Origin of the sequence: Candidatus Palauibacter sp. (assembly GCF_965213655.1) — a bacterium.
Classification (GTDB): domain Bacteria; phylum Gemmatimonadota; class Gemmatimonadetes; order Palauibacterales; family Palauibacteraceae; genus Palauibacter.
The window spans coordinates 447,503-458,487 of sequence record NZ_CBDBZT010000003.1; the positions used below are offsets into that span (position 1 = coordinate 447,503).

The 10,985-nt window shown below is 67.8% G+C and carries 7 protein-coding genes; 3 read left to right on the top strand and 4 right to left on the bottom strand.

Features of this window, described 5'->3' with window-relative positions:
- Window positions 1-37: 37 nt before the first annotated feature.
- The 4 genes from ACOOGH_RS04230 to ACOOGH_RS04245 all read right to left on the bottom strand — a co-directional run bounded on the left by ACOOGH_RS04230 (window position 38) and on the right by ACOOGH_RS04245 (window position 5,218).
- Window positions 38-1,648 (bottom strand): pyrroloquinoline quinone-dependent dehydrogenase, encoded by a 1,611-nt coding sequence (locus ACOOGH_RS04230; RefSeq protein ID WP_420447729.1) that lies wholly within the window; start codon window positions 1,646-1,648, stop codon window positions 38-40.
- Window positions 1,645-2,469 (bottom strand): c-type cytochrome, encoded by an 825-nt coding sequence (locus ACOOGH_RS04235; RefSeq protein ID WP_420447730.1) that lies wholly within the window; start codon window positions 2,467-2,469, stop codon window positions 1,645-1,647. The genes ACOOGH_RS04230 and ACOOGH_RS04235 overlap by 4 nt, the downstream gene beginning before the upstream one ends.
- A gap of 62 nt (window positions 2,470-2,531) precedes the next feature.
- The gene (locus ACOOGH_RS04240) at window positions 2,532-4,571 is read right to left on the bottom strand and encodes a S9 family peptidase (protein ID WP_420447731.1); all 2,040 of its coding nucleotides are present in this window, start codon (window positions 4,569-4,571) and stop codon (window positions 2,532-2,534) included.
- Window positions 4,572-4,600: 29 nt separating this feature from the next.
- Entirely contained in the window at window positions 4,601-5,218 is a 618-nt protein-coding gene (locus ACOOGH_RS04245; RefSeq protein WP_420447732.1) for a DUF6962 family protein, read from the bottom strand.
- Window positions 5,219-5,469: 251 nt separating this feature from the next.
- Between ACOOGH_RS04245 and ACOOGH_RS04250 the strand changes: the two genes are divergently transcribed.
- From ACOOGH_RS04250 to ACOOGH_RS04260, 3 genes are all read left to right on the top strand, one after another.
- Entirely contained in the window at window positions 5,470-7,347 is a 1,878-nt protein-coding gene (locus tag ACOOGH_RS04250) for a prolyl oligopeptidase family serine peptidase (RefSeq protein WP_420447733.1), read from the top strand.
- Between the two features lie 219 nt (window positions 7,348-7,566).
- Window positions 7,567-10,593 (top strand): leucine-rich repeat domain-containing protein, encoded by a 3,027-nt coding sequence (locus ACOOGH_RS04255; RefSeq protein WP_420447734.1) that lies wholly within the window; start codon window positions 7,567-7,569, stop codon window positions 10,591-10,593.
- A gap of 21 nt (window positions 10,594-10,614) precedes the next feature.
- Window positions 10,615-10,830, top strand: coding sequence for a hypothetical protein (locus tag ACOOGH_RS04260; RefSeq protein ID WP_420447735.1), 216 nt, complete (start codon window positions 10,615-10,617; stop codon window positions 10,828-10,830).
- The last annotated feature ends 155 nt before the right edge of the window (window positions 10,831-10,985 follow it).

Here is a 10,985-nt window from a genome sequence, read left to right on the forward strand (position 1 = left end):
CTGCTCAGTGTCACCGGCTGTTCGATCCATGTCTGTGCTATGGGAGCCCGAATACCCAAAGGACGCCGCCCGCGGCGGTCACGATGCGCTGCTCACCGTCCACCTCGAACGACATGGGGTTGGTACGGACGCCGGCGCCGGCCTGGAAGTCCCACAACGCCTCTCCCGTCTCGGCGTCGAGCGCGAAGATGTTGCCCTCGTTGCTTCCGCCGAAGACGAGACCGCCTCGCGTGGCCATCACGCCGGCCCAGGGCGGAGAGAGCAGGGGGAACTCCCACTGCAGTTCTCCCGTCAGCACGTCGAGCGCCTTGACCGCCCCGCTCGCGTCGTCTCCCGAGAGGGCCTGCTCGCCGCCGCCGAGAAACGGCTGCCCCGGCTCGTATTCGACCTCGGCCTTGTAGTAGACGGCCCCCATGATCCGGGTCGCCTGGTAGAAGAGGCCGGTGTCCGGGCTGTACGAAGGGCTGAACCAGTTCGCGGCCCCCTGAAGGCTGGGCCAGACGAGGTTCCCCTCCTCCGTCGGCTCCGTCCCCGGGATCACGATCGGCCGACCGTTCTCGTCGAGGCCCTCGGCCCAGGTCTGCTTCGAGTACTCCACGCCGTGCAGGAACTCGCCGGTTTCGCGGTCGAGCACGTAGTAGAAGGCGTTCCGGTTCGCCGTTACGAGAAGCTTGCGCGGCTCTCCCTCCCACTCCGCGTCGACAAGCACCTGGATCTCGGTCGCGTCCCAGTCGTGCGTGTCGTGCGGCGTGTACTGGAAGTACCACTGCATCTCGCCCGTGTCGGGGTCGAGGGCGAGAATGCAGTTCGTGTACAGGTTGTCGCCGGGCCGCGCGTCCCCGTTCCAGTCGGGGGCGGGGTTGCCGGTCGGCCAGTACAGGAGGTCGAGTTCCGGGTCGTAGGAGCCGGTGAGCCACGTCGAGCCGCCGCCGTGCTCCCAGCTGTCGCCGCCCCACGTCTCGCTGCCCGGCTCGCCCGGGCTCGGGATCGTGTAGGTCCGCCACAGGAGTTCCCCGGTCTCGGCGTCATAGGCGTCGATGAACCCGTTGGCGCCGGCCTCCGCGCCGGACATGCCCACGATCACCTTTCCGTCGAGGGCGAGCGGGGCGAGCGTGATCGAGAAGCCGAGGTCGTTGTCCGCCACGTCCACCTCCCAGCGGACGGCGCCGGACCGGGCATCGAGCGCCACGAGCCGGGCGTCGAGCGTACCCACGAACACCGTCTCGCCAAGGATCGCGACGCCACGGTTCACGCGCGGGAAACAGATGTTCTTCGTCGAGGCCGGGACGTTGGCGGACCAGTGCCAGAGGCGGCGCCCGGTGCGCGCGTCGAGCGCGCTCACGTTGCTCGGCGGTTCCGTCATGTACATCACGCCGTCGACCACGACCGGCGTCGTCTCGATGAGCCCGCCGCTCATCTGGTAGGCCCAGATCACCTTGAGGTCCCCGACATTGCCGCGGTGGACTTGGTCGAGCGCGGAGAAACGGTGCGACGCGTAGTTGCCCGAATACGTGAACCAGTTATGCGGCTCGGCGTCCGCGTTCGCGAGGCGTTCGAACGGTACCTGCGCGGAGGTCCCGGCGAAGGCGGCGCTCCACATCAGGATGCCGGCCACCAGAGCCGGGATCCACGGCAATCGACGGATCATGATCCCTCTCCGAGGTCGGCCAGGAAGGCGACGAGGTCATCGATGTCCGCTCCCGTCATCTCCTCCACGGCGGGCATCAGTGAGTGATCGAACTGTTTCTCGAGTTCCACGAGGTCTTCCTTGCGAAGCGAGACCGTGCGGCCGGAGATCGACCGCAACTGGATCGTGAACGCGTCCTCGTTCACGCGCATGCCCGTGATGACGCGGCCCTCGCGCGTGACCGCGCGGATCGGCAGGTATCCCCTGAATCCCCGCAAAATGCCTCGCCGGGAGACCGGCAACTCGGACTCAGGCGTCTGCAGGGCCGCGTAGAGGTATTCGACGCCGCGCCGGAGCCCGATGCCCGTCAGTTCGGGGCCGACCCCCGTCCCCCGTCCGTCGACGACGTGGCAGGAGTAGCAGTCGCCGCCGGCGGCGAACACTTCCTGCCCGCGGGCGGCGTCCCCCGCGACCTCCACGACGGCGTCCTGCGCCAGCGTGCGGACGTATGCGGCGATGAGGTCGACCTCCAGATCCGACACCAGGTTGGATCTCGTCCCGGGCATGCCGGTACCGGGGATCCCGCGCCGAATCACCCGGACCAGCGACCCGTGGTCCGGTGCGCGGGGCAGTGTGGGGCGCGCCAGGTTCGGTCCCTCGCCTCCCTGACCGAGCATGCCGTGGCACCGGCCGCAGTGCGCCTGGTAGAACATCTCGCCGCGCGCGAGGCCGGCTTCGGTGACCTCGGGCGTATGCTGGGCCCCGACCGGGCCGGCCGCGGCCAGCACGAGCGCGCTCGCCACCAACGGGCTAAAGCGCAGACTCGGACCGGGCCGTTGCATGAACATCCTCCTCCGCGGGCGTCTTCTGGTGCCGTGTTTCAACGTAGCGGCCCGGCAGCCCGTCACGGAACCAGCGCCTCCGGCTCCAGAATCCAGCGCGTGAGCCATTCGACGTTTCTGGACATGAGATCTCGCTGGAGACGAGGAGATCTAACACCGTGCGGTTGGTCGGGATACAATACGAGGGTCGTCGGCGCTTTACCGATGGCGCGCACGGCCTCGAAGAACTGTATGCTCTGTTCGGCCGGCACCCTTTCGTCCCTCTCCCCCACCTGGATGAGAAGCGGTGTCGTCACGTTTTGAACATGCCGGTACGCGGAACGCTCCTCGTAGAGATCCCAGTCCTCCCACGGCTTCGGACCCAGGTAGGTGTGGTAGAACTCGGGGATGTCCGTCTGCGAATACATCGAGATCAGGTCGTTCGCGCCCGCGCCCGCGCTCGCCGCCCTGAACCGGTCGGTCTGCGTGATCCCCCAATAGGTGTGGTGTCCCCCGAAGCTCCACCCACTGACGGCGAGTCGCTCCGGATCGGCGATCCCTCGCTCGACCATGGCGTCCACGCCGGAGTCGATGTCGATCCAGTCCCGGCCCGAGATGTCGCCGCGGTTGAGGCCGCGGAAGCGCTCCCCGTAGCCGCTCGAGCCACGATAGTTCGGCTGCAGGACGGCGAACCCCATGCCTGCGTATACCTGAACCGGGTAGGCCCCGCGCGTCGCGTTGAAGCGGTCCGAAGAGATGCCGGACGGGCCGCCATGGATCACGAGGACCATCGGGACGCGGTCGCCGGCCTCGTACCCGACGGGGAGCGTGAGGACGCCTTCGATCTCCTCGCCCCCGGCCCGCGAAAGCCACGACTCGACGCGCTGCTCGCCGAGCGCGAGGTCGGCCACCTGCGGGTTCAGGTCGGTCAGGCGCTCGGGCCGGAAGTCGGCCGTCGAGGTGACGAAGATGTCGGGAGGCGCGCCGCCGTCCTCGGCCGTGAACGCGATCGTGCTTCCGTCGGCCGAGACGGAGGCACCCGAGTAGTAGTGCCTGCCATCGGTGAGATCGCTCGGGGGACCCGACGCGGCGCCCTCGGCGAGCGGGATGCGGTACACGGTGGCTCCGGTGCGCCGGGCCGCGGAGACGATGAGCCGCAAGCCATCGCTATGGACAAGGTTCGCGTTCGCGTCCAGCTCGGCCGTGAGCGAAACAGGGTCCAGCGCCGTGCCGTCCGCGTCGAACGGCACGCGCCAGAGCTGTCGATTGAAGGTTCCGAGAAGCTGTCCCGTTCCCGACACGATGAGACCGGCCTCGTCGTCCCACGCCACCGGATTCTCGCCGCCCGGCATGGATGTGACGCTCCGGGTCTCCGCCTCCGCTCCTTCCTGGACGTACGTCGCCCCGTAGTAGGTCGTCCTCAGCACGGGCGACGAGCGCGCGCCGAACGCGACGGCTCGCGAGTCGGGGGACCACACGAAGGACACGACATGCAGACCGTCCGGCGACCATCTCTCTGCCTCGGCGGCCGCATCGTCGTCGAGTTCGGCGACGTAGAGATGGGACCACTGATCGGTGTAGACGGAGTCCCAGACCATCGGGCGACCCCGGAGTTCCTCGAGTTCGCGGTCCGCCTCCGTCGCGGGCGGACTCGCCACGAACCCGAGCCGCCGGCCATCGGGCGCGAAGCGGAAGCTCCCGACCGAGGTTTCGTGGGACGTCACCTGCCACGCCTCGCCGCCGTTGGGCCGGATGCCGTGGACCTGCCTCACCCCTTCGCGGTCCGAGGAGAAAGCGAGCCACTCTCCCGATGGGTGCCAGACCGGTGAATCGTCCGAACCGGAACGAAAGGTGAGCTGCCGGGCATCGGCGGGGCTGCCCGCAGACGGGACGACCCACACGTCGGTTTCCTGGCGGTCCTCCTCCATGTCGCGTGCGGTGACGACGTAGGCCACCCACTCCCCATCCGGACTCACGGAGATCCCGGACAGGCTCCTGAGCGCAAGGACATCCTCAACCGTCATCGGCCGGCCCTCCTGGGCGGACAACCCGGTGGAGAAGAGGAGCAGGAGGGCGAACCCCGTGGCGGAAATCCGGGAGCCGGCGGAGGACAAGGCACGCATGGCAAACCTCTGACGTTGGGGACTCGCTCTCACTCTTCGCCGCTCACGCCCTGGTAGAGCAGGATGAATGCGGCCGCCTGCACCACATGGTACAGCGCGTTGTGGTCGAACCAGACCGGGTGGATCGGAATCTGAAGCAGCTGGATGGCCGCCGCCGCGAAGGTGAGCCCGAGGCCGATCAGCGCCCGCCGCCGGCTCACGGTGGGCCGGCGCCTGTACGCCTGCGCGAAGCGCACCGTCAGATAGATGACGGCGGGCAGATAGAACGCCACCGCGACGGCGAAAGCCTGCCACCCCGCGAGCACGATGGCGACATAGGCGACGTAGGCGAGGCCGGCGATTCGCGTGATCCACCGCGTACGCGCCGGTTGTCCATCGACTCGAGCGCCCAGGCCCCAGGCAGCGAGTCCCGTAGCCCCGACGGTGAGGATGGTGGCTGGCCAGAGGACGCGGTAACCCAGCGTCGCGGCGTCCCCGAAGAAGCCGTGCACCGTGCCGCCGAAAAGGGCCGCGGCGCCGGAGCCGGCGAAGAGTCCCATCGCCCATGGGCGCAGGTCGGCCCTCACGTGCGAGCGAGCGTGCCAGACCAGCACGGCGCAGAGCAGCGTGAGCCCGTAGTCGGTCAGGGTGACGGCAGGTTCGGTCAAGGCCTCGACCTCCGATCGCGGAAGCGCGGAAACGTTTTTCGGTCTCTGATCGGTATTGTCGGACCATCTGCCGGGGCAATACTCATGCGGAGCCGTCCCCGGCGGGCGGACCGGGCGGAAGCCCCTTCCCGGAAGCGTCCCGAGAGCCAGGAGGAGCCGTGTCTCGATCCACGCGACCAGCCCGAAAGCGGCGCGCGTATGGAGTGATCTTCGGGCTCCTCGCCGCGGGCTGCGCAACTGCTGAGGGCGATTTGGACGAAGGTCCGATCCCGCTCACGCTCGAGAACATCTTTACGGCCGGGGGAGGGGCGGGACGCGTTGCGCTCTCCCCCGACGGATCCGCGCTGGCCGTGGCGGGACCCGCCGAGGGGTCGGGCGGAAGGGGGATCCATCTCCTCCCGACCCTCGCGACAGCTGAGGTCTCGGGCCCCGCCGGTGGAGACGCGGGAACCTTCTGGACGGCCGGCGGCTCGCAGGTGTGGTCCCCGGACGGAGAGAGGCTGGCCTTCATCCGCGGAGGAACTCTCTTCGTCGCCGCACCCGGCGCGGCGGGCCGCGCGGTGGCGGAGGGATCGGGCGGCCTGCGGGCCCCCTCGTGGTCACCCGACGGAGAGACCCTCGCCTATTACTCCACCGACTCGGGGTCGCAGGACATCTGGCTCGTCGACGCCGGGGGAGCGACGCCACCGCGACAGCTGACGACCGCGGCGGCGGAGGCGGATGACAGCCGTTTCAGCCCGAGTTGGTCGCCGGACGGCCGCTGGATCGCCTACATCTCGAACCGGGCCGACTGGTGGCACGACGACGTGTGGCTCATCGACGTAGCTTCGGGCGACGCGCGGCAGCTCTCGGCCTCCCTCATGGCCTCCTCGAGTCCGGTCTGGTCTCCGGACGGCGCGAGCCTCGTCCTCATGGGGACGGCCAAGGACGAATACTGGTACGAGGATCTTGCCTACCTGTACCGGATCGACCTGGACCTCTCGGCGGGTGCCCCGCGAGTTGTGCGGGAGGCGCCCATCGAGATGCAGGTCTACGCCACCGACGCGATCATGCGCTTCGACCCGTTCTGGTCCGGAGACGGCGAGCGCGTCTACTTCCCATACCAGCAGCGCGGCGCCTTCGATCTCTGGTCGGTGCCGGCCGAGGGCGGAGTGGCCACCCGCGTCACGAGCGTCGGCGGTGCCTGGTCGTCGTTGCATGCGACGGCGGACGGCACGCGCGCCGTGTTCACGCGCGATGCGGCGACGGAGGGCAGGGAAGTCTGGCTCCTCGACCTCGAGGGCGGGACCCCCGCACGACTCACGAGCTTCTCGCCCGCCTTCGAAGGGATCCAGCGGCCGATGGAGATTTCCTTCAGGTCCTTTGACGGTCTCTACATCCAGGGATTCCTGTACCTGCCGCCCGCGATCCGGGACGCGCTTTCGGGCGGCTCCGACCCGCCCGCCTGCCCGGCGCTCGTGCAAGTTCACGGGGGAGGAACGAACTCCTACACGCAGGGGACGAACCTCATCGAGCAGTACCTCGCGAACGAAGGATTCGTCGTTCTGGCGATCAACTACCGCGGCGGATCCGGCTTCGGGCGCGAGTTCCAGGATCTGTCGGTCGAAGACTGGCTCAACGACCAGTCGAAGGATCCCGGCGGAGCGGCCGACTGGCTGCGCCGTCAGCCGTACGTCAACGGGCGCGTGGGGATATACGGCGGGAGCTACGGAGGCATGCAGTCGATGTCCGCGATCACCCGGACGCCCGACAAGTTCGATGCGGCGGTGCCGATGCGCGGCATCTACTCCGAGTCCCTGACCCTGCCGTATGCCGACCGCCTGGGAAAGATCTTTACGATCACGGGGCACGGCGGGACGCCGGAAGAGCGTCCCGAGATCTACGCCAAGAGCGAGACGCTCGACCGAATGGACCGCATTACCGCACCCGTGCTCATCATGCACGGAGAGTTCGATGTCCGCGCGCCGTTCGAGAACTTCGAACTCGCGGTCGAGAGACTCGATGCGCTCGGCAAGGAGTTCGACTCGAAGACGTATCCGGAAGGTCACGGCTTCCGCGATCCCGCCAACTCGATCGACATGTACACCCGACTGCAAGCCTTCTTCGACAAACATCTCGGAGGCTGTTGACCCGGGGTACGCCTCCAGATCAGGTCGGGAGAACACCGGGGGCGTCGTTCCGGTAGTAACTTGATCCTCAACCCCTTACGGCGCCCCCAAGAGATGCGAGGCGCCGAGAGACCGCGGGGGCGCCCCCCCCAAATGGGAGGCGCGAAAGATCTCACTTGGGCTTCGGATAGACGTTAGTCCTCGACCGTTGAGGGCATACCTGAGACCCAAGGTAGACCCATGGCAATCCGCACCTCTGCGACCTCCCAGCCCATCAGTCTTCCCCGCTCCTCGCGCGCATGTGCCGCGCGTTCGGCCGTACTCGGCTTTCTCGGTCTCGTGATTCTCTCCTGCGGCGGGGAGGAAACGGCGGGGCCGCGGCCCGGGCCGCCCCCTCCTCCGCCGACCGCGACGGTGCCGGCGCGGATCACACTGGAACCGGAGAGGGTGGCCGTTGTAGCGGGGGATACGATCCGGGTGCGTGCGCGCGTCCTGAACGATCGGGCGCAGCCGATCTCCGACGCGGTGGTGACGTGGACCAGCACCGATCCCGCGACCGCGACCGTGGATGCGGCGGGGCTCGTAACCGGTCTGAAGGAGGGCAACGCGAGCCTGACCGCCACGTCGGGCCCCGTCTCGAATGCCGCCCCGGTAGCGGTGCAGAGCCAGGATCGCGCGATCCTCATGGACCTCTACGCGGGCACGTTCGGCTCCGGCTGGACCAACAACACCAACTGGGGAACGGACGAGCCGGTCGAGAGCTGGCACGGTGTGACGGCGAACGCGAACGCCCGCGTGACGGCGCTCAACCTGAGCGAGAACAACCTGAAGGGTCAGTTGCCGGCGAACCTCGGCGACATGGCCTTCCTCACCGAGGTGGTCGTAAACGGAAACGCGGAACTCGAGGGGCCGATCCCGCACTCGCTCACCGAACTCGGCATCCAGCAACTCCAGTACGGCGGGACGATGTTGTGCACGGTAAGGGACGAGGACTTTCAGGCATGGCTGAACGCGATTCCGACGCGTGACGGCGCGTTCCTCGCATGCAACGAGGAACGCGCCGACCTCATGAAGCTCTACGAAGCCATGGGCGGAGAGAGCTGGACGCAGTCGGCCAACTGGGGGACCGATGCCGCGTTGGAGAACTGGTTCGGCATCGCGGTCGATTCAGCGGGGCGGGTCACTCAGATCGCGATGCGGGCCAACAACCTCCGGGGCGAGATCCCTCCGGAGATCCAGTACTTCCCGTACCTGCGGCGTTTGCGCCTGGATTACAACCAACTGGAGGGCGAGGTCCCGCCGGAAATCGGCGAACTCACCGAACTGCGGCGGATGGACATCGACGGGAACAACTTCACCGGCCCGATTCCTCCGGAGATCGGGAACCTCGTCAACCTCGATACGCTTTGGATGGGCGGAAACCAGATGAGCGGCCCGATCCCGCCGGAGCTGGGCAATCTCGCCAGCCTCCTGGAACTCCACCTGTACGAGGCCCGTTTCGACGGTACGATTCCCGAGGAGTTCGGGAAGCTCACCGAACTGAGAGTCCTTCGCATTACGGACACCAACATCGAGGGCGGTTTGCCCGAAAGCCTGGCGGCGCTCGGTAAGCTCCGCGCGACCCGCCTCTACGAGAACGAGTTGACCGACCCGCTCCCCTCCGGGCTCGGGCAGCTCGACAGCCTGCGGTCACTCTTTATCTCCGACAACATGATCGAGGGACCGCTGCCTGCGGACCTCGGACAGATCGACAGCCTCAGGTTTCTCCTGGCAAACAACAACAGGTTGTCCGGCCCCCTGCCGCCGGACCTCGGCGACGCCAGCGAACTCTACCGCATATGGGTCCAGGGCAATCCCGACATGTCGGGTCCATTGCCCGAAGGCCTGACGCAGCTTGACGAACTCTGGGAACTGATGGCGGAGGACACGGGGCTGTGCATGCCCCGGACACCGGCTTTCCGCAACTGGACGGAGTCCGTGTATTTCAAGTACCGGATCCGCCTGTGTGGGGGGGAGGCCCACGCCGAGGCCTACCTGATTCAGGCGGCGCAGTCGCGCGAGTTTCCCGTCCCTCTGGTGGCCGGCAGGGAGGCACTCCTGCGCGTGTTCGTGACGTCCGAAGAGGACACGGGGGCGATGATCCCTCCTGTGCGGGCCACCTTCTTCGTGGACGGTGCGGAGGTGCGCGTGGAGGACATCCCGGCGGGTTCGTCCGTGATTCCGACGGAAGTGCAGGAGGGCGAACTCGATCTTTCGCCCCACGCGGTGATCCCCGCCGAGGTGATCCAGGAGGGGCTGGAGATGGTCGTCGAAATCGATCCCGATGGCACGCTCGATCCGAATCTGGGCGTGTCGAGGCGCATCCCCGAGAGCGGGCGGATAACGGTGGATGTGAGGTCCGTTCCCCCACTGCTGCTGACTCTGCTCCCCTTCATCTGGACGGGGGACGACGACCGCGAAGCCTCGACGTTCGTGAGCACTGCCGATCCGGAAGACGAGTTCTTCTTTCAGACACATACATACTTGCCTGTGCAGGACATCGAGATCACACGGTACGAGAGCGTGACGGTCGATGCGAACGCCGGCCCCGACCTCCTGGCCGATGTCGGACGCATCCGCGTCATGGAGCAGGGAATCGGACACTGGCATGGTCTGATCCCGGAGATTGCGGGCGCCACCAGCGGCATTGCATGGCTCCCGTTTCTTCCCGACAGCCTTGCGTACCACGGGAAGACCGCCGTCTCGGAGATCGACGGGGAGACGTTCGCGCACGAACTCGGACACAACATGAGCCTGCGGCATGCGACCTGCTCGGGGGACGAAGGAGGCCCGGATGTTAGCTATCCGCACGAGGGCGGGCGGATCGGCGTCTGGGGATGGGACCCCCGCGATGGCGGGTCGCTCGTGGACCCGACGGTCCGGGACTTCATGAGCTACTGTGATCCCACCTGGGTCAGCGACTACTACTTCGCGAACGCGCTCCGCTTCCGGCTTCAGGATGCACTCGAGGTCTGGGAAGCCCCCGCCGCCACCCGGACGCTGCTCGTGTCAGGCGGGGCCGACGCGGACGGCGCCCTCCGCCTCGATCCGGCCTTCGTGGTCGACGCGCAGCCGCTCCTCCCGCTCGCTCCCGGCCCCTACACCATGACCGGAAGGCGCGCCGATGGAAGCGAGCTGTTTTCGCTGCGCTTCGGGATGGCGGAGACCTGGGACGGGGACGGGGGTTCGGGATTCACCTTCGCGCTTCCCGTGGAGCCGGTGTGGTAGACGGAGTTGGCGAGTCTTTCGGTGTCCGGGCCCGGTGGCAGCGTGGAGATCGCCGAGGGGACCGCGCCTCCCATGGCGATTCTGCGCGATCCGCAGACGGGACAGGTCCGAGCCATCTTCCGCGACCTGCCTTCCGGTCCGCTCGCCCAGAGCGCGGCGGACGCCCGTGCTCCGGTGCCGGGGCTCGAGGTGATGGTCAGCAGCGGGCTCCCCGCCCCGGCGGCCTGGCGGCGCTGACTCGAGCCCGCACCTCTCGGCCGAGACCATCGACTCTCGGCCGAGAGGAAGCTCCCGCGCGGTAGAAAGCGGGCGCTCGCGTCCGGTTGTACTTTGGGCGTCGATGCGCAGTGTCGACCGTAGTCCTCCGGCGTCGAGGGATCCCGCCGTGAAGC

Coding starts and splice junctions, on each gene's coding strand:
- ACOOGH_RS04230 (WP_420447729.1), bottom strand. CDS start 1,648: ATGATCCGTCGATTGCCGTGGATCCCGGCTCTGGTGGCCGGCATCCTG.
- ACOOGH_RS04235 (WP_420447730.1), bottom strand. CDS start 2,469: ATGCAACGGCCCGGTCCGAGTCTGCGCTTTAGCCCGTTGGTGGCGAGC.
- ACOOGH_RS04240 (WP_420447731.1), bottom strand. CDS start 4,571: ATGCGTGCCTTGTCCTCCGCCGGCTCCCGGATTTCCGCCACGGGGTTC.
- ACOOGH_RS04255 (WP_420447734.1), top strand. CDS start 7,567: ATGGCAATCCGCACCTCTGCGACCTCCCAGCCCATCAGTCTTCCCCGC.